Below are 20,481 nucleotides of genomic sequence, written 5' to 3'. Positions count from 1 at the left end.
GCCGCCACGGCCGGGCGGCCCGGTTCGGCGGGGGGAGGCAAGGAGCCATGCTCAAGCGCGTGATGCCGGTGGGGAACGACCGGCGACCGAGCGCCTCGGCGTCGTCGCTGATGATGACCAGGGGCGTGTCCTGGGTCTAGGTGCCGGCAGGCACGTCTGAGCCCGGCGGCGCCCGCCATTCGTCACTCCACGAGGGGCGGCAATGCGTGGACTACCTCTCGCTGCCTGGGCGTACGTCTGTGGTGTGGTCGCCCTGGCGGCGGGCCTCATCGCGACGTCGTCCTTCGCGGAGCTCGACTGGGGCCAGCTGGCCGTCCTGGCCCTGCTGTTCCTCGTCTGCGACTCGGCGCCCGCGCGGCTGAACATCACGCGGGCCAGGGTGTCGCTCAGCTTCGCCGCGAGCCTGGCCTCGGTCGTACTGCTCGGCCCGGTCGGCGCCGCGCTGCTCGGGCTGTGCGCCGTCGTCACCGGCCAGCGGTTCTTCGCCCCCGTCAAGCGGATCTTCAACGGCGCGCAGTTCGCGCTCAGCGGGTTCATCGCCGGGACGGTCTTCGAGCTCCTCGGCGGCGACCGCTTCCACCCCGAGCAGGCCCGCTGGGTGGAGAACGTCATCGGGCCCTTCCTCGGCGCGCTGTTCACCTTCGTCCTGGTGAACCTGGCGCTGACCGCCGGGGTGCTGGTGCTCAGCCGGCAGGCCACGCCGCGCGAGCTGCTGCACGAGAGCGGTCAGCTCGCCGTCGGCTGCCTCGGCTACGGCATGGTCGGGCTGCTGATCGCCGGGCTGTGGCCGCGCGTCGGGCCGTTCGCCGCCGTGCTCGTCCTGCTCCCGCTGTTCATCGCCCGCTGGGCCATGGACCAGGCGTACGCGCAGCAGCAGGCGCACGCCGCGACCCTCGCCGCGCTCTGCCAGGCGGTCGAGACCAAGGACTTCTACACCCGCGGCCACTCCGAGCGCGTGTCCCGCGGCTCGGTGATGATCGCGCAGGAGATCGGGATGCGCGCCGACCGGGTCGAGGCGATCCGCTACGCGGGCATGCTGCACGACGTCGGCAAGCTCGGCGTCCCCACCAAGGTGCTGCAGAAGAACGGGCCCATGACCGAGGAGGAGTTCGCCGCGATCCAGCTGCACCCGATGCGCGGGCTGGAGATCGTCCGGGAGATCGGCTTCCTGGACGAGGCGCTCGCCGGCATCATGCACCACCACGAGAAGATGAACGGCCGCGGCTACCCGATGGGCCTCGCGGGCGACGAGATCCCGGAGTTCGCCCGGGTCATCTCCGTCGCGGACGCGTTCGACTCGATGACCTCGACCCGCTCCTACCGGGCGGCCCGCAGCCTCGACGAGGCCGTGCAGGAGCTGCGCCGGGGGATGGGCGACCACTTCGACCCGGCGATGGTCGAGGCGTTCCTGCGGGCGCTCGACCGCGACGGCTGGCACCCGCCCGACCCGGTCGTCCTGCCGGACGACGACGTCGTCGAGACCACCCAGCAGGACCACGACGACCCGAGCACCCCCCTGCGGATCGCCGACGGCGGCGAGGTGCGCCGGTGACGGGACGCCCATGAGCGGCCAGACCCGCGCCCGAGAGCGGGCGGCCTGGCAGACCATCGACTCCGGCCAGCTGCTGCTGATCGCCACGGCCGGCCTGTTCGTCATCGTCGCGATCACCCAGGTCGCCGCGACCGGCCTGCGGCAGCCCGACATCGCGATCATCTTCGGCGTGCTGATCGCGCTCGGCGAGCTGTTCCGCATGGTGATGCCCGGGAACCGGGAGGTCGCGCCGGTCGCCGGCGCGGGCGCCACCGGCTACGCGCTGCTCGTCGGCATCGGCCCCGAGGGCGCCCCGCCGGGCGCGCCGCTCGGCGTGGTCGCGGCCGAGCACTCCGCGCTGCAGGTCGTCGCCGTCACCGCGGTCGCCATGCTGGTCGGCTCGCTGCCGCACATCGCGGTCGGCCGGACCCCGCGGCCGGACGCGATGGCGCGCCGGCTGTTCACCGTCGCGGTCGTCGCGCTGTGCTTCCGGCCGCTGCTCGACCTCGGCCTGCCCTGGCCGCTGCTGCTGGCCGTGATGTGCGTCGTGGTGGTCCTGTCGTGCTTCACCGACGTGCTGATCGCCGCGATGATCCGGGCGGAGGCCGTCCGGGCCCGGTTCGGCATCGCGCTGCGGGACGAGATCGACGCGAAGGCGGCGCTGTGCGCGGCGACCAGCGCCACCGCGGTGCTGATCGCCGTGGCGACGACCGCGATGGGCGAGGCCGCGCTGCTGATCTTCACGGTGCCGATCCTGGTGACGCAGTTCGCGTTCCGCCGGTACGCCGGCATCCGCGCCACGTACCTGCAGACCGTCCGGGCGCTGTCCCGCGTCACCGAGGTCGGCGGCTACGTGGAGACGGGGCACTCGCGGCGCGTGTCCAGGCTCGCGGTGCGGATGGGGCGCGAACTCGGCATGTCCGAGGAGGAGCTGCTCGAACTGGAGTACGCGGCGCTGATGCACGACATCGGGCAGCTGTCGCTCGGCGACCCGATCCCCGGCGGCGCGACCGTGCTGGCGTCCCCGGCCGAGCAGCGCCGGATCGCCGAGCTGGGCGCCGAGGTGATCAAGCAGACCGGCGTCCTGGACCGCGTCGCGCACATCGTCCAGCTGTCCTCGCACCCCTACCGGACGGGCCGCGAGCCGTCCGGCGACCCGGGGGAGCGGCCCCTCCCGCCGCCGCTAGCCGGCCGCATCATCAAGGTCGCCAACGCCTACGACGACCTGGTCGGCGACTCCTCCGACCGCGACCGGGGCGCCGCCGTGCTGGAGCGGCTGCGGCTCGACTCGGCCGCCGAGTACGACCCGACCGTCGTGGAGGCGCTCAGCCGGGTCGTGGACCGGCGCCTGCGCCAGTAGACCTCGTGCGCCGCCGCGACCGCGAGGGTGATCGCGGCCGTGAGCGTCCAGAGGAGCAGCGCGCCGAGGCGCTGGTCGTCCAGCGGCGACGCCCCCCAGCGGCGGCCGAGGTGCTCGTACCAGCCGCCGAGGACGGTCCCGTTCCGCATCAGCGCGATCCCGGCGACGGCGTGCAGCGGCAGGACGGCGAACGGCATCGGCGTCCCCGTCGTCCCGTGGAAGTACGCCAGGCCGATGACGAGGAAGGCGGCCATCGCGAGCGAGTGCAGGGCGTGGTTGCCGAGGGACGGCGCGAACAGCGGCGACACGTACCACGCGTAGAGGGCGAGCAGGAGCAGCGGCGACGAGACGGCCGGATGGGCGAGCAGCCGCAGCGCCCGGCTCGCGCCCGCGGCGGCGACGAGTGACCGCCCCTCCCCGCGCATCGCCGTGAGCGCCAGCCGGAGCGGCGCCCCGTAGAGCAGCAGGGCCGGTGCCAGCACCCCGACGAGGACGTGCTGGAGGGCGTGCGCGCTGAACAGGACCATGCTGTACCGGGAGATCCCGCTCGCGGTGGCGAGCAGTACGACGAGGAGCCCGGCGGCCCACGACGCGGTCCGCGGCAACGGCCAGTCACGCACCCGCGCGACGCCCAGCCCGTACAGGGCGGCCCCGGCCAGGACCAGCACGAAGAACAGCGGGTCGATCCACCAGTCGAGCAGGTAGGGGCCCGGCCCGGCGGGGCCCGGCAGCGGGAAGCCGAGGTTCAGCGCGACGACGTCGAGGGTGTCCGGCGGATTCTCCGGCGGGGGCGTGCGGGACAGCCCGGTGGCGAGCGCCATCGTCGCCGTCATGATGAGGAGCTCGACCGTACCGAGGCGGAGGAACGGCCGCGCGCCCGTCCCGTCCCGCAGGGCGGGGATGGTGGCGCGGCGGTGCCACCAGCCCATCGCGCCGAGGGCGGCGAGCGCCGCGCACTTCGCGACGACGAGCGCCCCGTACCTCGACCCGAGGTCGAGGCCGCCGAGCCGCACCCAGGCGTTCACCGCGCCGCTGAGCCCGACGACGGCGAACGACGCGAGCGCCAGCCCGCTGTACCGTCCGACGATCTCGGGAAGCCGGTCGCGGACGTGCGGCGCGGCGGTGACGAGGGCGACCAGCCCGCCGACCCACAGCGAGACGCCGAGCACGTGGAAGGCCAGGCTGTAGACGGCGAGCGCGTGGTTCGAGGCGCTCGCCGCGTGCCCGGTGAACAGCGGCGGGAGGAGCCCGGCGAGCGCGCCCGCGAGCAGGTACCCGGCGCCGCCGGCGGCGCGGGGCAGGCTCGCCGCGACCGCCACCGCGACCGCGGCGCCGAGGACGAGCAGCAGCGCCCGCCCCTGCGGCAGATCGAGCAGGAGCGTCCGCATCATGTCGCCGGTGACCCCGGTGACGCCGATGCCGAACAGGTCCAGGACGGTGAACACGATCAGCGCCAGCGTGCACGCCGCCCACGCCATCGCCGCCAGCGCCGCGGCGCGCAGGCAGCGGCGCCCGGCGGGGGAGGCCGCCGGGACGAACACGGCGGCGACGAGCAGCCAGCCGACCGTGAGGACCGCGGCGACGTCGCCGCCGAGCTTGGCCACCGACAGGCCCACCTTGCTCAGGGCCCCGGCCTGCGACAGTCCCGGCGCGGCGGTGGCGCTCAGCGCGCCGCCCAGCCTGATCACGAGTGCGAGGACGACCAGCGCGATCGCCGCGGCGCCGATGACGAGCATCGGCCCGTCGGCCCGGGGCACCCGAGCCGCCTCCGACCCCGGGGTCGCCTCACGTGTCGTCACGCGCAGAAATACGCACACACGCGGGTGAAGGGTTCATTAAGGTATCGGCCAAACCGAGCCCCGAGGAGCGAGATGAGCGCCCCCGACCAGGGAAACACCTATCTGGAGAAGGTCGTCGCGCAGCAGGCGGTTCTGGAGGACGACCTGCGGGCCAGGCGCTCCCCTCCGGCCGTGCCCGGGATGCCCGCCGCGGCCCCGCCGGCGGGCCCGCTGGCCAAGCGCGAACGGGCCCTCGGCGCCGGGCCCGGTGCGGACCGGTCCGGGCCCGGCCCGGTGGACGTGCGGATCAGCGGGTTCTGGCGGTGGAAGAACGTGCTCGTCCCGCCGAACGCGTTCGTCGTGCACACCCGGCGCGGGCGGACCGAGCCGCTGCACATCGGGCTCGGGGTGTCGTTCCGGTTCAATCCGTCCACCGACTCGTTCCTGGTCGTGCCGGGCGCGACGCAGACGATCCTGATCAACGCGTACTGCATCTGCCGGGAGCTGCAGGGCGTCCTCGTCCAGGGCTACGTGCAGTGGATCATCCAGGACTTCGGCACCGCGTACCGCAAGCTCGACTTCGGCGACTCCGACGACCCGATGCGGGTGGTGAACCTCCAGCTCCGCGAGCAGGCCGAGGCGGCGATCAAGGACAAGGTCGCCACGATGGGGGTGCGGGACGTCCTCAGCGACAAGCAGCCGATCATCGAGGAGCTGACCGCCCGGCTCCGCGCGGTCGCCGAGGGCGAGGAGAGCGGCGACCAGGGCCTCGGGCTGCGCATCGTCACGGTGCAGATCAAGGAGGCCGTGGTCAGCTCGTCCCGGCTCTGGGAGAACCTGCAGAAGCCGTACCGGTCCGAGCAGGGGCAGATCGCGCGGCTCGCCGAGCTGGAGGCGGAGGAGGCGGTCGCGCAGCGGGAGATGGCCGCCGCCCGGGTCAAGGAGACGCAGCGGCTGGAGCACGAGCGGGAGATCGCCGAGCTGCGCGCCCGCAACGAGTCGCAGCTGTTCGACACCGAGGCGGCCGAGAAGCTCCGCCGCACCCGCCGCGAGCACGACGACTCCCGCGAGGTCGCCGAGCTGCAGACCGAGACGACGCGGCACGCGCTGCGGATGGAGCGCGAGCGGCACGAGGAGGAGGCCGAGACGGGGCGGCTGCGCATCGAGCGCGACCACGACCTGGCCCGGCTCCGCGCCGAGGGCGAGCTGGCGCTCGCCGACATGCGCGCCCGGTCCCGGCACGAGCAGGCGCTGCTCGACCTGGAGCGGGAGGGCGCCCGCGCCGCGCTGGAGAACGACCGCTCGCCCGCGGCCGTCCAGACGCGGCTCATCGCCTCACTGCCGGAGATCATGGCCAAGCTGCCCAAGCCGGACGAGCTGCGCACCGTCACCGTCAACGGCGCCGACCAGACCAGCGTGGCCGGCCTCATCACGCAGCTGACCGCCGTCGTCGGCGCCCTCCGCGCCGCGACCGCGGACGGGGGGCCGAAGGCCGGAGCCTGACCGGACGCCCGCCCGGTCAGGCCGGGCGGGCATCCGTCTCAGAAGGGGTCCCGTCTCAGAAGGCGTCCTGCCCGGCCGGGGGGAAGACCACGGGCAGGGCCGTCATCGCGCGGTGGAACGGGCCGGGCCGCCATTCGAGCCGGTCCGCCGGGACGGCCAGCTCCACGTCCGGGAGGCGGTCGAGGAGCTGCTCGATCGCGACGGACGCGATGAGCCGGGAGTGGCTCTTGGCCGGGCAGTTGTGCGGCCCGCCGGCGTACGACAGGTGGGCGCGGTTGCCCTTCCGGTCGGCGGTCGCCCGTGACGGGTCGGTGTTCGCGGCGGCGTAGCTGACCAGCACGGGCTGGTGCGCGGGCAGCCGGTGCCCGTGGAAGTCGACGTCCTGGCGGGGGAACGTCGTCCCGTAGTTGGCCATCGGCGGGTCGGTCCACAGGATCTCGTCGAGCGCGTCCTCGACAGGCAGGCTGCCGCCGGACAGGTCGCCGCCGAACCGGTCGTCGGACAGCAGCAGCCCGATGCCGTTGGCGATGAGGTTCTGCTCCGGCTCCGTGCCGGCCCCGACCAGCAGGATGATCTGGTGGGCCATCTCGGTGTCGTCGAGGCCGGCGGGGTGGGCCATCATCCAGGACGTCATGTCCGCGCCCGGCCGCCGCCGCTTGGCCGCGACGAGCTCGGCGGTGGCCTCCATGAGCAGCGCGTTGCCCTCCTCGGCGGAGACGGTGTCGAAGATGGCGCTCATGCCCCGGACGAGCTTGGCGCCGATGTCCTCGGGGCAGCCGAACATCTCGTTGAACACCAGCAGCGGCAGGGCGCGGGCGTACTGCCCGATGAGGTCGGCCTTGCCGTCGGCCGCGAACCGGTCGATGAGGGAGTCGGCGTTGCTCGCGACGTACCCGCGCAGCGACACCGGGTCGACCCGCTCCAGGCTCTCGACGATCACCGACCGGAGCCGCGCGTGCACGGCGCCGTTGGTGAACAGGGCGCTGGGCCGCGTCATCATCATCGGCAGCACCGGGCACTCGGGGCCGACGGCCTCCTCCCACACCTCGCTGCAGCGCGGGAAGGTGCCGGGGTCGCGCAGGATCTCCAGCGCGGCGTCGTAGCCGAGGACGAGCGTCGCCGGGACGCCCGGCGACAGCTCGACGGGCGCGAGGTCGCCGTGCTCGGCGCGCATCCGGGCGTAGGCCGCGGCGGGGTCCCGGGCGAACTCCGGCCCGTAGATCGGGGTGCGCTCGGTTTCGGTGTGCTGCGTGGTCATGAGGTCTTTCCGAGGGTCAGCAGGTGGTCGACGAGGGAGATCAGCGCCTCGGTGGAGGAGCGGCGGTCGCGGGCGTCGCAGGTGACGAGCGGCGTGTCCGGCGCGAGGTCGAGGGCCTCGCGCACCTCGGCGTCCGGGAACACCGGCGCGCCCTCGAAGCGGTTGACGGCGACCGCGTACGGCAGGCCCTGCTTCTCCACGATGTCCATGACGGCGAACGACTCCTTGAGCCGTGCGGTGTCCACCAGGATCAGCGCGCCGAGCGCGCCGCGCGCCAGGTCGTCCCACAGCCGGGTGAAGCGTTGCTGCCCCGGCGCCCCGAACAGGTACAGGACGAGGTCGTCGCTGAGGGTGAGGCGGCCGAAGTCCATCGCGACCGTCGTGGTCGTCTTGTCCTTGATGCCGGCGAGGTCGTCCACCATGGCGCCGGCCTGCGTCATCCGCTCCTCGGTGCGCAGCGGGCGGATCTCCGACAGCGTCCCGACGTAGGTGGTCTTCCCGACGGCGAAATGCCCCACGATAAGGATCTTGACGGCGGTTCTGACGCTCTCCCGCAGATAGGGCGTGTCAGAGGCGAGCGCGGAGTCCATCGAGCACCTCCTGAAGGAGCCGGGCCTTCGACTGCTGGGCGGTGGGCGGGGTGGCCCGGGTGGTGAGGTGCCCGCTGTCGACGAGGTCGGAGAGCAGCACCTTGGTGACCCCGACGGGCAGGCGCAGATGCCCGGCGATCTCGACCACCGACAGCGCCCCGCCCCGGCACAGCTCGATGATCCGCAGCTTCTCGGGGGACAGCCCGGTGCGCGGCAGGTCGCCGGTGGCGATCACGAGCGTGACGAGGTCGAACACGTTGCGGGTGGGGTGCGCCCGCCCGCCGGTGACGACGTGCGGGCGGACGAGCGCGCGCTCGTTCCTGCGGGGGGTCATGCGGGACGGCCCGCGCCGGGGCGAGGCGGACTGGTCATCTCCTTGCCCAGCCGCTGCACCAGTTCCTGGAGCCGGAACGACACGGTCTCCATGTCCACGTGCTGCGTCGCCGACACCGCCAGGTACGCGCCGGGACCGGCGGCGACGAGGAACACGTACCCGTCGTCGAACTCGTTCACGGTCTGCCGCCACGTGGTGCCCGGATCCCCGCAGAACTCGGCGGTGCTGCGGGCGAGCGACTGGAGCCCGGCCATCCCCGCGGCCTGCCGCTCCGCCTCGTCCCGGCTGATCCGCTCGGAGTGCGCCATGAGCAGCCCGTCGGCCGACAGCAGGATCGCGTAGCGGGTCTCCGGCATCCGCAGCGCGTCGTCCAGCATCCAGCCGAGCCGGTTCGTACCGTCGTCCATCGCGCCGTTCCACCCCTCGTTCATGGCCGCAGGTCCTTGCTCTCGATGCTCGGGCCGTCCGCGCCGGGCGACGCGGCGGCACGGCCGGACCGGGTCCCGCGCTGCCAGGCGCCGAGGCCCGCGGCGGTCTCCCTGGCCGGCCTGGCGGGGGGCCGCTCTCCGGTGTCCGGCGGGCCGGCGGGCTCGTCCTCGCCGGCGGGCACGGCGGGCCGTTCGGCGACCGCGACGCGGCTCCGCTTGGGCAGGCCGCCGGGCGTGGCCGGCTCGTCCGCCGCGGTGCCGGGCGGTTTCTCCTCCGCGTGCAGGGACGCGGCGGACGGCTCCGGCGCCCGGTCCTGGACGGGGGCCAGCAGCGCGGACGGCACGAACACGACCGCCCGCACGCCGCCGTAGGGCGAGCGCGTGTCGACCGACACGCGGAACCCGTACCGGGCGGCGAGGACGCCCGCGACCGCGAACCCGACGCGGGGCGGGTCGCCGAGCCGGTGGATGTCGACCGACGCGTCGCCGGACAGCAGCTCGGTGGCGCGCTGCAGCTCGTCGGCGTCCATCGCCACGCCCGCGTCGTCGATCATGATCGCGACGCCGTTGTGCGTGGGCTGGAAGTTGACCTCGACGGTGGTGTCGGGCCGCGAGTGCCGGGCCGCGTTGTCCAGCAGCTCGGCGAGCGTCAGCACGATCGGCTCCACGGCCCGGCTGGTCACCGCGGAGTTCACCGGCCCCTGCAGGTTGACGCGCAGGTAGTCGCGGATGCGGGAGGTCGCGCCGCGCACCACGTCGGTCAGCGACGACGCCGAGCGCTGCTGGCCGGGCCACGACCCGCACAGCACGGCGGTGGCCTGGGCGCGCCGCCCGAGCTGGGCGTTCATGTGGTCGATGCGGAGCAGGCCCTCGAGGACGTCCGGGTCGTCGTGGCGTTCCTGCATGTGGGAGATGGCGAGCTGCTGCTCGTTGGCGAGGCTCTGCACGGCGCGCATCATCGCCCGCAGCGTCGACTTCGCCGACAGGTCGGCCCGTTCCCGGACGCGCGCGGCGGACCCGGCGAACAGGTCGATCACCGTCTGCAGCGCCTGCCCGTAGGCGGGGGCCTCGCGGCCGAGGTCGTGCAGCGGCCCGGCGACGTGCAGCCCCGGGTTGTGCAGGGACTCCATGAGCTCGGGCAGCCGGACGTCCGCCAGGTGCCGCAGCTCCTTCTCGCGCAGGTCCAGGCCGCGGGCCAGGACGGCGTTCTGCTCGCGGAGCTCGGCCGCCGCCTGCCGTTCGCGGACGAGCAGGACGGCGGCGGCGATGCCGGCGCCCGCCACGACGACGAACGCCGCAGCAAGGAGGAAGGGCTCCATCAGATCCTCGTGCAGGGGTCCGGGCGAGGGGACCGGCCGGTTTCACGGCACCCGGTCGACCGCCTCTTGGCTGGTGGGGGTTTCGGACGGCGCGGATACGCCGCAGTTTCGGCACCGTAGGACGGGTCCTGGGGTGCGCGCTTGTGCTCGCGCGCAGAGAAGTTGCCGCCGGGCGCATCGCATGATCACGTACCGTCTGAAACGCGTCACTTTCCGGTGGAATTTCCAGATTCAGGGGTGGCGGCCGTACTACTCTCACGCCGAAGCGATCTTCACGTCCGGGCCGGTGACGCGTCCGGCGGCGGCGCGGGACGGATCGGCGGAGGACCTGTGGACGACGTGCTCGGCGGGGCGGTCCGGCAGGGCGCCGCCTACCGGCTCGTCCTCTACCTCGCGGACCGGGCCGACTACGTCCGCACCGCCGGGCAGGCCCACCGCGACCGCGGCTACCGCTTCCTGCTGCCGCTGCACGGCGAGCTGCTGATGGAGCAGGACGGCCGCGAGGCGCGCCTGCGCCCCGGGACCGGCGGCCTCATCGCACCGGCGGCGCCGTTCCGCGTCGTCCAGCCCCGGCCCGCCCGCGCGCTCGTCATGACCATCCCCGCGCAGGAGATGGACGGCCGGCTGCCCGGCCCGTCCCTGCCGCTGACCGGCCTCGACCTGTCCACCGGCCTCGGCCGCGTCGTCGCCGACATGGTCCGCGCGGTCGGCGCCGAACGCGGCGCGCTCACCGCTCCGCAGTTCGACGCCGCCTGCGAGCGCATCACCGAGCTGCTCTGCCTCCTCGTCACCGGGCAGGAGCACCCGCCCGCGCCCGGCCACCTCGCCGAGGTGGAGGCGGTCGTGCGCCGCTACGTCCGCGAGCACGCCACCGACCCCGGCCTCACCGGCGCCGCGATGGCGCAGGACCTCGGCTGGTCGCTGCGCCAGATCCAGCTCGCCCTGCAGCGCGCCGGGACCACGCCGCGCGCGCTGATCCGCGAGGAGCGGCTCCGCCTCGTCCGCGACCGCCTGCGCAACCCCCGCGACCGGCACGTCACCATCACCGACATCGCGCACGCGACCGGCTTCTCCTCCGCCAGCGCCCTCAGCCACGCCTTCCGCCGCCGCTTCGGCGTGAGCCCCCGCGAGCTGCGGTCCCGGTGACTGTGTCGGACGACATGGACATCCGCCCGCCCGAAGCGTTCACTCGTTCCGTGGAAGCACCCTTGGAGCGCGCCGGCGCCCTCGCGACCTGGGCGGGCCTGAACTGCTCCGTCCTCTTCTGCGACATCGCCGGGTTCGGCGACCCGTCCCGCGACGACGACGACCGCCAGGTCGTCCGCGACGTCACCTACACCATCCTGCTCCAGGCGCTGGACGCGTCGGGCGTCCCGCCCTCGGACCTCTACCGCGAGGACCGCGGCGACGGCGCCCTCGTCATCGTCTCGCCCCGCGTCCCGACCGCGTCCCTGGTCGACCCGCTCGCCGGGCACCTGGCCCTCGCGCTCCGCCGGCACAACCACCGCGCGAGCGCCGCCGTCCGCGTCCAGCTCCGCGTCGCCCTGCACGTCGGCCCCGTCGCGCCCGACGCCGAGGGCGTCAACGGTCAGGTCATCATCCAGACGGCCCGCCTCCTGGAGGCCCCCGTCCTCAAGACCGCCATGGCCGAGACCGGCGCCGACCTGGGCTTCATCGTCTCGCCGTTCGTCTACGACGCGTTCGTGTCCCACCTGAAGGGCCCACTGGACCCCCGCGCCTTCGAACGCGTCACGCTCACGGTCAAGGAGACCACCACCGAAGCCTGGATGTATCTGACAGGCACGAACACCCCGGCCGCCCGGTCCCCTCACCCTAACCCCGAAGGCACCACCGTCTTCAGCAGCGACGTCCACGTGAAGGGCGACCTGGTTTTAGGCAACAAAATCATCCACAAGCACTAGGGAGCCGCGTCACTTGAAAAGACAAATAATCCACTTCGACGTACGCGCAGACACCGATGAGCACCCGGGACAAGTGGCCGCACAGGTCGGGCAAGCACTGGATTGCACCTTCACCGAAGGTGAGCACCTCGGCTGGTACGCACAGCTCGCATACGCCTTCGGACTCAAGCTCGTGCTGGTAGGCAGAGCAGGCATAGGTGGCAAGAAGGTCATCAAACTGACGTCGCAGCTGGCCACCGGCGATTTCCTCCGCACCCCAGACGGCAACGCCCGATACGAACAGGACCGGGTGGACATCAGCCCCTACATGACCGCCCTGCTAACCCTCCGCACCGGACGACGCTGGTACCAACCGACCCCCGAAGACCGCGCCGCCGAGAACAAGGCGGCCAGCAGGTTCGACGACTTCCTAGGCGGCGTAGGAACAAACCCGTGGACCACCGTCGAGGAGGAGTACTACGGCGACTGATAAGCCCACCCCCGGCGAAGGAGACCGGGTCGAGGCGTTCGTGGCGTACCCCGTGCGACCAGGTCGACCAGGTCGAGCACCGCCGCCCCCGCAACGTCCACGTCGAACTCGGCCAGCACGGAAACCACAAGTCGCGCTCCACGACAACCCGCCGCCGTGCTGCAAATCCTCCCAACCTCAGTCGCGCTGATCGCGAAGCTCGGCGACGCGGCTCCCGGCCGCCGCCCGAGCGTGAGACCACCACCCGCCCCCCGAGGCCGGCCGACGCGCGGCTCGCCGCGAACCCCGGCCGCCGACCCGCCCGGCCCAGCCACCGCCGACCCGGCGCCCACCCACTCACCGCCGACCGCGCCGCGGACGCGCCGGCCGCACCCTCCACCGGGCGGGCCGAGGCGCGGCCGACCGTCCGCGCTGATCTTCCCGGGGTCTCGGTCAGCGCGGTGATGCGCGCGTTGGGCCGCATGATGCACCGCGTCCTCGTGCGCGGCACCGCGTTGGCCGGGCGCGGCGTGGTGGTGTCGGCCGCGGGCGCCGCTGGGCGGGCCCAGGTACGCGGCCGTTCGCGCCGGTCTTCGCAGGTCGGATTGGTCAGCGTGGTGATGTGCGCGCGGCGCTTCACGATGAACAGCGTCCATGGCTGCGATGCCGAGCTTCCCGGGTGCGGCGTGCTGGCGCTGGCCGAGTTCGCCGCCGGGTGGGCCGAGGCGCGGGTGGCCATTCGGGCTGGTCTTCCGGTGGGCGTTGTGGCGTGCGCTTTGCGCTGCAGTTGAACCCGTGTTCTCGTGCGCATGTTGGTTGGCCGGGCGCTGTGCGGAGGTGCTTGCCGCGCTTGGGGCCGGGTGGGTTGGGGTGTGCGGCCGTCTGTGCTGGTCTTGGTGTGGGTCTGGGGCAGCGTTGTGGTGTGCGGGTCGTTCTTCATCATGAATCGTGTCCTCGTGTGCGGGGTTGCTCTCGTTGGGGTGGAGATGCGGTGGGGAGTACTTCGGGAGGCTTTGGTGCAAGGGGGGCGGAGGCGAGCGGTTATGGGGCCTGCGCTGCTGGTGCGGAGTTGGGCGGCGGGGCGTGGGGGGTTGCGGGGTTACGCTGGCGGCGGTTGGTGGGGTGTTGTGGTTTGGTGCTTGGAGGTTTGGGCGGGTGGTTGAGGGGCGGCTTCGTAACTGGGCGGGGAACGTTGTTTTCGGGGCCGGGCGGGTGCATCGGCCGGAGTCTGTGGACGAGTTGCGGCGGATCGTTGCTCGGGGGCGGCGGGTGCGGGCGCTGGGGAGCGGGCACTCGTTCAGTCTTGTCGCGGACAGCGATGGGGAGCTTGTCCGGCTGGACGGGTTGCCGCCCATGGTCGAGATCGACTCGGGGCGGTCCAGCGTGACCGTGGCGGCCGGGATGCGGTACGCGGATGTGGCCGCGGAGCTGTCTCGGAACGGGGTCGCGCTGCCGAACATGGCGTCGCTGCCGCACATCTCGGTGGCCGGGTCGTGCGCCACCGGTACCCATGGGTCAGGGGACGGCCTGCGCTGCCTGTCCGCGTCCGTCAGCGCGCTCGAACTCGTCGGGCCGGAGGGTGACCTTGTCGAACTTCGCCGGGAGGGCGGGGCTGACGTGTTCTCCGGTGTGGTTGTGGCGCTGGGGGCTCTGGGGGTTGTCACGCGGGTGACGTTGGACGTGGAGCCCGCGTTCGAGGTGGCGCAGCGTGTGCGGGTCGAGGTGCCGCTGGATGAGCTAGGGGCGGGGTTCGACGAGGTCTTCGGGGCGGCCTATAGCGTCAGTGCGTTCACCGACTGGCGGAGTGGGGTTGCGAGGGTTTGGCTGAAGTGCCGGACGGACGTGCCGGCGCCTGTTTGGGCGGGTGGGAGTGCGGCTTCGGAGCCGGTGCATCCCGTGCCGGGGATGGTTCCGGCGGCGTGCACCGTCCAGATGGGGGTGCCGGGGCCGTGGCATGAGCGCCTTCCGCACTTCCGGCCGGAGGTGACGCCGAGTGCCGGGCGGGAGCTCCAGTCCGAGTGGTTCCTGCCCAGGGACGCGGCGGCGGAGGCGTTCGGGGCGGTGCGGGCCATCGCGGATGCGGTCGCACCGGTGCTGCACATTTCTGAGGTGCGGACGGTGCGTGGTGACGATCTCTGGCTGAGTCCGGCGTACGGGCGGGACTCGGTGACGCTCCACTTCACCTGGCACGACGACCCGGCGGGGGTGCTGCCCGTGGTCGCGGAGCTTCAGGAGCGGCTCGTTCCGCTGGGGGCGCGCCCGCACTGGGGCAAGCTCAGCACCACGCCGGGGGAGGAGGTCATAGCGGGTTACGAGCGTGGCGATGATTTTGCTCGGCTGGCGAGGAAATTTGATCCCGGCGGGAAGTTCCGTAACGCGTTCGTGGACGCCCTTCTTCGCCCGGGAGGGTGACGGTCACGTGGAGGCCGCCGGTCTTGCGCGGGGCGGCGGTCACCGTGCCGTCGTGGGCCCGGACGATGGAGTGGACGATCGAGAGGCCCAGCCCGGCGCCCTTCGCGGTGACGATGCGGTCGGAGTCCATGCGGCGGAACGGTTCGAAGAGGGCCGGGATCTCGTAGGTCGGGATGGGCGGGCCCGAGTTGGTCACCTCCAGGACGGCGTGCCCGTTCTCGGTGCGGCACGCGACGCTGACCCACCCGGCTTCGGTGTTGTGGCGCAGGCCGTTCTCCAGGAGGTTCTGCACGACGCGTTCCAGCAGGAGGGCGTCGCCGGTGGTCATGGCCTCGGCGGCGCTGGTCTCGACGGTGATGCCGGTGTCCCTGGCTTCGAGGGCGGTCTGGGACGCGACGTGCCCGACGACGTCCGCCAGGTCGACGGGGGCGCGGGTGGTGATCTCGTTCTCGGAGCGGGCCAGCAGCAGGAGGCCGGTGATGAGGCGTTCGTGGCGCATGTTGATCTGCAGCAGGGTCTCGCCGAGCTGCCGGACGTCCGGGGACGCCGAGTCGCGGTGCATCGCGACCTCGACCAGGGCGCGGCCCAGGGTGAGCGGGGTGCGCAGCTCGTGGGAGGCGTTGGCGACGAAGCGGCGCTGGCCGTCGAAGGACCGGTCGAGGCGTTCGATCATCGAGTCGAAGGTGTCGGCGAGCTCCTTGACCTCGTCGTGCGGGCCGGGAAGGGCGATGCGCTCGTGCAGGCTGCGGTCGGCGGCGGGGGAGCCTGCGATGCGGCGGGCGGTCTCGGTGACGCGGTGCAGCGGGGTGAGGACCCGGCCCGCGATGAGCCAGCCGAAGCCGGCGGCGGCGCCGCCGACGACCAGCAGGGCGATGGAGCCCTGCGTGATCAGGGACGTGACCGCGGCGTCCCGCAGCTCGTCGTGCTGCTTCTTCATCCACCGCTCGGCGTCCGGGAACGGCTCCTCCCGCTGCACGGGCTGGGTGTTCTGCGGGACGGCGGAGGGCGCGGGGCGGGGGTTCAGCCGGGTCGCGACGACCTTGGTGGTGCCCGAGCGGGAGAGCTGCTGGTTGAACAGGGCGTAGGTGGCGCCGAGCAGGACCACGCCGGCGACGAGGAACAGGCCGGCGTAGGTGATGGTCAGCCGGGCGCGGAGCGACAGCCTCATGGGATCCGGTACCCCGCTCCCTTGACGGTCTCGACGACGGGCGGGTCGGCGAGCTTGCGGCGCAGCTTGAGGACCGTGAGCCGGACGGCGCCGGTGAACGGGTCGGCGTGCTCGTCCCAGACCTTCTCCAGGAGCTGCTCGGCGGACACGACGGCGCCGTCGGCGCGGAGCAGCTCGGCGAGGACGGCGAACTCCTTGCGCGCGAGCGGGACGTAGCGGCCGTCCCGGAACACCTCGCGGCGCGCCGGGTCGAGGGTGATGCCCGCGCGGTGCAGCGTGGGCGGCGCGGCGGGGCGGGCGCGGCGGCCGAGCGCGAGGACGCGGGCGGCCAGCTCGGGGAACGCGAACGGCTTGGTCAGGTAGTCGTCGGCTCCGAGCCCGAGGCCGTCGACGCGGTCGGTGATCTCGGCCGCGGCGGTGAGCATCAGGACCCGCGCCGTGGTCTCGCTCCGCACCATCTCCCGGCAGACGTCGTCGCCGTGGACGAGGGGGAGGTCGCGGTCCAGGACGACCACGTCGTAGTCGTTCACGCCCACGCGTTCCAGGGCGGCCGCCCCGTCGTAGGCGAGATCGACCGCGTGCGTCGCGTCCCGCAGCCATTCGGCGATCGCGTCGGCCAGCAGCCGTTCGTCCTCCACCACCAGCACCCGCATCCGTTCCTCCCTCGACGGTCCCGACCGAATGGTGCCCTAGGCGCTGTTTCGTTTCTGTTAGTGGACGGGTTCCGGAAGCGGAAACGAGGGGGAAACGCGCGGCCCGGTTTCATCACTCGTCAACCGGCCGGAATCGCTCCGGCCGCGGAGACGAGGAGACCAGATGCGCAAGCGAGTACTGGCGATACTGCCCCTGGCCCTGGCGTTGACCCTGACCGGATGCGGCGGGGACGACGGCGGCTCGCAGGTGGCCTCGGCGGGCGGCGCGAAGAAGGGCGCGGCCGGCGGCGAGCAGCTCAGCAAGGAGGAGATGGGCCTGAAGTTCGCCCAGTGCATGCGCGACCACGGCGTGGACATGGAGGACCCGAAGCCCGGCGAGGGCGTCCAGCTCAAGGTCAAGGGCGGTCCGGAGAAGCAGGAGGCCATGAAGAAGGCCATGGAGGCGTGCCGGCAGTACAGCCCGCAGGCGAACCGGACCGGGGCGCCGGACCCGAAGGCGCAGCAGCGCGCCCAGGAGTTCGCCGAGTGCATGCGCGAGAACGGCGTGAAGGACTTCCCGGACCCCGACCCGAACGAGCCGGGCATCCGGATCCAGCGGAAGAAGGGTGACGACGACGCCACGTTCGAGAAGGCGCAGCAGGCCTGCCAGAAGATCCTCCAGGGCGGACAGCAGAAGTGATGGGCGAGACCACCGTGGAGCGCACCCAGCCGAAGGAGGAGGGGCGTCCGCCGCGCCGCCGGCGCGGCCGGCCGCGCCTGAAGATCGCCCTTGCCGTCGGCGCTCTGGTCGCGATCGGCGGCGTCGCCACCGTCGCGGCGCTCGGGACCGGCGGGGACTCCGGCGGCGGGGCGGCGTCCGCGCTGCCGCCGAACACCACGAAGGTGGCCAAGCAGACGCTCCGTGACACCCTGAGCGAGGAGGGGCAGCTCGGCTATGGCCCGGTGTACACCGCGACGAGCCAGGTGAAGGGCACGCTGACCAAGCTGCCCGCGAGCGGCGACGAGATCACCCGCGGCCACGAGCTGTACGAGGTGGACGGCGACCCGGTCGTGCTGATGTACGGCTCGAAGCCCTCCTACCGCCCGTTGAAGACCGGTGACGAGGGTTCGGACGTCAAGCGGTTCGAGGCCAACCTCAGCGCGCTCGGCTACGACGGGTTCACCGTCGACGACGAGTACTCGTCCGAGACCGCCGCCGCCGTCCAGGAATGGCAGGACGACATCGGAGTGGAGGAGACCGGGATCGTGGAGCTCGGACGCGTCGCGTACGCGTCCGGGGCCGTCCGGGTGGACGGCGTCCAGGCGAACCCCGGCGAGCCCGCGGCGCCCGGCAAGAAGGTGCTCACCTACACCGGCACCGCCAAGGCGGTGACCGTCGAGCTGGACACCGCCGACCAGCGGATGGCGAAGAAGGGCGCCGCCGTCGAGGTGACGCTGCCGGAGAACGAGGAGGTCGCCGCGAAGATCGACGAGGTCACCACCGTGATCGATCCGGGCGAGCAGGGCGAGGACCCGACGACGAAGGTGGAGGTGACCATCTGGCTCGACTCCGGCAAGGCGAAGAAGGCCGCCGCCGGGTACGCGCTGGCCGCCGTCGACGTCACGTTCACCGCCGGCGAGCGCAAGGACGTGCTCACCGTGCCGGTGGCCGCGCTGGTGGCGCTGAGCGAGGGCGGGTTCGGCGTCGAGGTCGTCAACGGCGGCACGTCCTCCTTCGTCCCGGTCGAGACCGGCCTGTTCGCGGACGGGAAGGTGGAGGTCTCCGGGCCGGGGATCGCCGAGGGCACTGTGGTGGGGGTACCGAAATGATCACGTTGCGGGAGGTGACCAAGCTGTACGCCGGCGGCGTCCGCGCGCTCGACGGCGTGACGCTGCACATCGGCGCGGGCGAGATGGCCGCGATCGTCGGCCCGTCCGGCTCGGGGAAGTCGACCATGCTGAACATCCTCGGCACGCTGGACCGCCCCACCTCGGGCAGCGTCCACATCGCCGGGCACGACGTGGGGCGGCTGCCGGACGCGAAGCTGTCGGCGCTCCGGGCGAGCGGCATCGGGTTCGTCTTCCAGCACTTCCACCTGGCCGCGGGCACCCGGGCGATCGACAACGTGGCGGACGGCCTGCTGTACACGGGACTCCGCCCGGCGGCGCGGCGCCGGCGGGCCGCGGCGGCGCTGGAGCGGGTCGGCCTCGGCCACCGGCTGGACCACGAGCCGCACGAGCTGTCGGGCGGCGAGCGGCAGCGCGTCGCGATCGCGCGGGCGGTGGCGGGCGAGCCCGCGCTGCTCCTCGCGGACGAGCCGACGGGCGCGCTCGACTCGGCGTCGGGGGACGGGGTGATGGCGCTGCTCCGCGAGCTGCACGCGGCCGGGACCACCGTCCTGGTCATCACGCACGACCGGGAGATCGCGGCCGAACTGCCGCGCCAGGTCCGGATGCGCGACGGTCGCATCGTCCACGACACCGCGGCCGGCGACTCCGGGGCCGAGGCGTTCGCGGAGGCGGCGCGATGATGCCCGGGACGTTGCAACCTGCGCGGCTTTGGCCGGGGGACGTGGTGCGGGTCGGCGCGGTCGGCCTGCGAACCCGCCCGATGCGCGCGTTCCTGTCGGCGCTCGGCATCGCGATCGGCATCGCGGCGATGGTCGCGGTCGTCGGCGTCTCGTCGTCGTCGCGCGCCGACCTCGACCGCGCGCTCGCCGCCCTCGGCACGAACCTGCTGACCGTGTCGCCGGGCAGCACCATGACCGGCGAGGAGGCGCAGCTGCCCCTCGAAGCCGAGGCGATGGTGTCCCGGATCGCCCCGGTCCGGCAGGTGTCGGCGATCGGCCTGATGAACGAGGCGAAGGTCTACCGGACCGGCAAGATGCCCGAGAGCGAGACCAAGGGCATCGCCACCTACGCGGCCCGCACCGACCTGCGGGCCGCGACGGGCGCCGAGCTCGGCAACGGCGTCTGGCTGAACGCCGCGACCGGCAGCTTCCCGGCCGTGGTGCTCGGGTCGACCGCCGCGGAACGGCTCGGGATCGGCCACGCGGCCCCGGACGTCCAGGTGCTCATCGGCGGCCGGAAGTTCACCGTCATCGGCATCCTGAAGGCGGCGCCGCTGGCCCCCGAGCTGGACACCGCCGCGCTGGTCGGGTGGCCCGCCGCCCGGTCCGCGCTGGGCTTCGACGGGCACGCCACGACGATCTACACCCGGTCGCAGGACGCGAGCGTCGAGGACGTCCGGGACGTACTGGGCGCGACCGCGAACCCGGAGGCGCCGAACGAGGTGCAGGTGTCGCGCCCGTCGGACGCGCTGGCCGCCAAGAAGGCGGCCGGCGAGGCGTTCACCGGGCTGCTGCTCGGCCTCGGCGCGGTCGCGCTGCTCGTCGGCGGCGTCGGGGTGGCCAACACCATGGTCATCTCGGTTCTGGAGCGCCGGTCGGAGATCGGACTGCGCCGCTCCCTCGGCGCGACGCGCGGCCAGATCCGCACCCAGTTCCTCGCCGAGTCGCTGCTGCTGTCGGCCCTCGGCGGCGTCGGCGGCGCGCTCATCGGGACGATCGTCACCGCCATCTACGCCCTCTACCAGGGCTGGCCGGTCGTCATCCCGGCGTGGGCGCTGGCGGGCGGTGTGGCGGCGACGCTGCTCATCGGCGCGATGGCCGGCCTGTACCCGGCGATCAGGGCGTCCCGCCTCAGCCCCACCGAGGCGCTCGCCACCACCTGACGGGGCACGGCCCGCGGCGGGGCACCGGCCGGGGGCGCGCCGGCCGCGGACCGCGGGGGCGTGCC

At 73.2% G+C, this 20,481-nt stretch carries 19 protein-coding genes and 1 pseudogene; 12 read left to right on the top strand and 8 right to left on the bottom strand.

Translation table 11 applies throughout. The annotated features are described in order from the left end of the window. Positions 1 to 202: 202 nt before the first annotated feature. Complete coding sequence (locus BM339_RS23235; RefSeq protein WP_075022184.1) at positions 203 to 1,552, top strand: HD-GYP domain-containing protein; 1,350 nt, start codon at positions 203 to 205, stop codon at positions 1,550 to 1,552. A gap of 10 nt (positions 1,553 to 1,562) precedes the next feature. Further along, positions 1,563 to 2,891, top strand: coding sequence for an HD-GYP domain-containing protein (locus BM339_RS51590; protein ID WP_075022183.1), 1,329 nt, complete (start codon positions 1,563 to 1,565; stop codon positions 2,889 to 2,891). A gap of 47 nt (positions 2,892 to 2,938) precedes the next feature. On the opposite strand, the pseudogene BM339_RS23225 reads toward BM339_RS51590, so the two are convergent. Beyond that, positions 2,939 to 4,279: pseudogene (locus BM339_RS23225) on the bottom strand (bifunctional copper resistance protein CopD/cytochrome c oxidase assembly protein); the annotation flags it as partial. Positions 4,280 to 4,762: 483 nt separating this feature from the next. Between BM339_RS23225 and BM339_RS23220 the strand changes: the two are divergent. Continuing rightward, the gene (locus BM339_RS23220; RefSeq protein WP_024935790.1) at positions 4,763 to 6,172 is read left to right on the top strand and encodes an SPFH domain-containing protein; all 1,410 of its coding nucleotides are present in this window, start codon (positions 4,763 to 4,765) and stop codon (positions 6,170 to 6,172) included. Positions 6,173 to 6,227: 55 nt separating this feature from the next. Here the strand turns inward: BM339_RS23220 and BM339_RS23215 are convergent, their stop codons facing one another. Genes BM339_RS23215 through BM339_RS23195 form a run of 5 tightly spaced genes read right to left on the bottom strand, consistent with a single transcriptional unit; the run spans position 6,228 to position 10,101 of the window. Beyond that, positions 6,228 to 7,430 (bottom strand): cytochrome P450, encoded by a 1,203-nt coding sequence (locus tag BM339_RS23215; protein WP_021597398.1) that lies wholly within the window; start codon positions 7,428 to 7,430, stop codon positions 6,228 to 6,230. Next, complete coding sequence (locus BM339_RS23210) at positions 7,427 to 8,020, bottom strand: GTP-binding protein (RefSeq protein WP_021597397.1); 594 nt, start codon at positions 8,018 to 8,020, stop codon at positions 7,427 to 7,429. The genes BM339_RS23215 and BM339_RS23210 overlap by 4 nt, the downstream gene beginning before the upstream one ends. Then, positions 7,998 to 8,354, bottom strand: coding sequence for a DUF742 domain-containing protein (locus tag BM339_RS23205; RefSeq protein ID WP_021597396.1), 357 nt, complete (start codon positions 8,352 to 8,354; stop codon positions 7,998 to 8,000). Before BM339_RS23205 ends, BM339_RS23210 begins: the two co-directional genes overlap by 23 nt. Beyond that, positions 8,351 to 8,785 carry a roadblock/LC7 domain-containing protein gene (locus BM339_RS23200; protein WP_021597395.1) on the bottom strand — a complete coding sequence of 145 codons (435 nt, stop codon included), beginning with the start codon at positions 8,783 to 8,785 and terminating at the stop codon, positions 8,351 to 8,353. Before BM339_RS23200 ends, BM339_RS23205 begins: the two co-directional genes overlap by 4 nt. Further along, positions 8,782 to 10,101, bottom strand: a complete 1,320-nt coding sequence (locus tag BM339_RS23195) for an ATP-binding protein (protein ID WP_021597394.1) — start codon at positions 10,099 to 10,101, stop codon at positions 8,782 to 8,784. Before BM339_RS23195 ends, BM339_RS23200 begins: the two co-directional genes overlap by 4 nt. A gap of 330 nt (positions 10,102 to 10,431) precedes the next feature. On the opposite strand from BM339_RS23195, the gene BM339_RS23190 reads away from it, so the two are divergent. From BM339_RS23190 to BM339_RS23170, 5 genes are all read left to right on the top strand, one after another. Continuing rightward, positions 10,432 to 11,247, top strand: a complete 816-nt coding sequence (locus BM339_RS23190; protein ID WP_021597393.1) for a helix-turn-helix domain-containing protein — start codon at positions 10,432 to 10,434, stop codon at positions 11,245 to 11,247. Between the two features lie 50 nt (positions 11,248 to 11,297). Next, positions 11,298 to 12,023, top strand: coding sequence for a hypothetical protein (locus BM339_RS50000; protein WP_177287759.1), 726 nt, complete (start codon positions 11,298 to 11,300; stop codon positions 12,021 to 12,023). Positions 12,024 to 12,096: 73 nt separating this feature from the next. Continuing rightward, complete coding sequence (locus BM339_RS23180; protein WP_075022180.1) at positions 12,097 to 12,492, top strand: hypothetical protein; 396 nt, start codon at positions 12,097 to 12,099, stop codon at positions 12,490 to 12,492. A 440-nt stretch (positions 12,493 to 12,932) separates the two neighbouring features. Then, positions 12,933 to 13,262, top strand: coding sequence for a hypothetical protein (locus BM339_RS23175; protein ID WP_075022179.1), 330 nt, complete (start codon positions 12,933 to 12,935; stop codon positions 13,260 to 13,262). 364 nt (positions 13,263 to 13,626) lie between these two features. Continuing rightward, positions 13,627 to 14,883 carry an FAD-binding protein gene (locus tag BM339_RS23170; protein ID WP_075022178.1) on the top strand — a complete coding sequence of 419 codons (1,257 nt, stop codon included), beginning with the start codon at positions 13,627 to 13,629 and terminating at the stop codon, positions 14,881 to 14,883. On the opposite strand, the gene BM339_RS52330 is transcribed toward BM339_RS23170, so the two are convergent. Further along, positions 14,771 to 16,051, bottom strand: coding sequence for a sensor histidine kinase (locus BM339_RS52330; RefSeq protein WP_075022177.1), 1,281 nt, complete (start codon positions 16,049 to 16,051; stop codon positions 14,771 to 14,773). The genes BM339_RS23170 and BM339_RS52330 overlap by 113 nt on opposite strands. Beyond that, positions 16,048 to 16,704 carry a response regulator transcription factor gene (locus BM339_RS23160; RefSeq protein ID WP_075022176.1) on the bottom strand — a complete coding sequence of 219 codons (657 nt, stop codon included), beginning with the start codon at positions 16,702 to 16,704 and terminating at the stop codon, positions 16,048 to 16,050. Before BM339_RS23160 ends, BM339_RS52330 begins: the two co-directional genes overlap by 4 nt. A gap of 163 nt (positions 16,705 to 16,867) precedes the next feature. Here BM339_RS23160 and BM339_RS23155 point away from each other — a divergent pair, with 163 nt between their 5' ends. Genes BM339_RS23155 through BM339_RS23140 form a run of 4 tightly spaced genes read left to right on the top strand, consistent with a single transcriptional unit; the run spans position 16,868 to position 20,416 of the window. Beyond that, positions 16,868 to 17,383, top strand: a complete 516-nt coding sequence (locus tag BM339_RS23155) for a hypothetical protein (RefSeq protein WP_021598971.1) — start codon at positions 16,868 to 16,870, stop codon at positions 17,381 to 17,383. After that, entirely contained in the window at positions 17,383 to 18,513 is a 1,131-nt protein-coding gene (locus BM339_RS23150) for a peptidoglycan-binding protein (protein WP_083597842.1), read from the top strand. The genes BM339_RS23155 and BM339_RS23150 overlap by 1 nt, the downstream gene beginning before the upstream one ends. Continuing rightward, the gene (locus BM339_RS23145) at positions 18,510 to 19,214 is read left to right on the top strand and encodes an ABC transporter ATP-binding protein (RefSeq protein ID WP_021598973.1); all 705 of its coding nucleotides are present in this window, start codon (positions 18,510 to 18,512) and stop codon (positions 19,212 to 19,214) included. The genes BM339_RS23150 and BM339_RS23145 overlap by 4 nt, the downstream gene beginning before the upstream one ends. After that, positions 19,211 to 20,416: an ABC transporter permease gene (locus BM339_RS23140; RefSeq protein WP_024935394.1), complete on the top strand. Its 1,206-nt coding sequence runs from the start codon at positions 19,211 to 19,213 to the stop codon at positions 20,414 to 20,416. Before BM339_RS23145 ends, BM339_RS23140 begins: the two co-directional genes overlap by 4 nt. Positions 20,417 to 20,481 lie beyond the last annotated feature (65 nt).

The organism is Actinomadura madurae (assembly GCF_900115095.1).
Classification (GTDB): domain Bacteria; phylum Actinomycetota; class Actinomycetes; order Streptosporangiales; family Streptosporangiaceae; genus Spirillospora; species Spirillospora madurae.
Note: the sequence above shows the minus strand (reverse complement) of the source record. Positions and strands in the feature narration are given on the sequence as shown.

What these genes read in the sequence shown, in the direction of transcription:
- BM339_RS23235 (WP_075022184.1), top strand. Translation starts at nt 203, where the DNA reads ATGCGTGGACTACCTCTCGCTGCCTGGGCGTACGTCTGTGGTGTGGTC.
- BM339_RS51590 (WP_075022183.1), top strand. Translation starts at nt 1,563, where the DNA reads ATGAGCGGCCAGACCCGCGCCCGAGAGCGGGCGGCCTGGCAGACCATC.
- BM339_RS23220 (WP_024935790.1), top strand. Translation starts at nt 4,763, where the DNA reads ATGAGCGCCCCCGACCAGGGAAACACCTATCTGGAGAAGGTCGTCGCG.
- BM339_RS23215 (WP_021597398.1), bottom strand. Translation starts at nt 7,430, where the DNA reads ATGACCACGCAGCACACCGAAACCGAGCGCACCCCGATCTACGGGCCG.
- BM339_RS23210 (WP_021597397.1), bottom strand. Translation starts at nt 8,020, where the DNA reads ATGGACTCCGCGCTCGCCTCTGACACGCCCTATCTGCGGGAGAGCGTC.
- BM339_RS23205 (WP_021597396.1), bottom strand. Translation starts at nt 8,354, where the DNA reads ATGACCCCCCGCAGGAACGAGCGCGCGCTCGTCCGCCCGCACGTCGTC.
- BM339_RS23200 (WP_021597395.1), bottom strand. Translation starts at nt 8,785, where the DNA reads ATGAACGAGGGGTGGAACGGCGCGATGGACGACGGTACGAACCGGCTC.
- BM339_RS23195 (WP_021597394.1), bottom strand. Translation starts at nt 10,101, where the DNA reads ATGGAGCCCTTCCTCCTTGCTGCGGCGTTCGTCGTCGTGGCGGGCGCC.
- BM339_RS52330 (WP_075022177.1), bottom strand. Translation starts at nt 16,051, where the DNA reads ATGAGGCTGTCGCTCCGCGCCCGGCTGACCATCACCTACGCCGGCCTG.
- BM339_RS23160 (WP_075022176.1), bottom strand. Translation starts at nt 16,704, where the DNA reads ATGCGGGTGCTGGTGGTGGAGGACGAACGGCTGCTGGCCGACGCGATC.
- BM339_RS23155 (WP_021598971.1), top strand. Translation starts at nt 16,868, where the DNA reads ATGCGCAAGCGAGTACTGGCGATACTGCCCCTGGCCCTGGCGTTGACC.
- BM339_RS23150 (WP_083597842.1), top strand. Translation starts at nt 17,383, where the DNA reads ATGGGCGAGACCACCGTGGAGCGCACCCAGCCGAAGGAGGAGGGGCGT.
- BM339_RS23145 (WP_021598973.1), top strand. Translation starts at nt 18,510, where the DNA reads ATGATCACGTTGCGGGAGGTGACCAAGCTGTACGCCGGCGGCGTCCGC.
- BM339_RS23140 (WP_024935394.1), top strand. Translation starts at nt 19,211, where the DNA reads ATGATGCCCGGGACGTTGCAACCTGCGCGGCTTTGGCCGGGGGACGTG.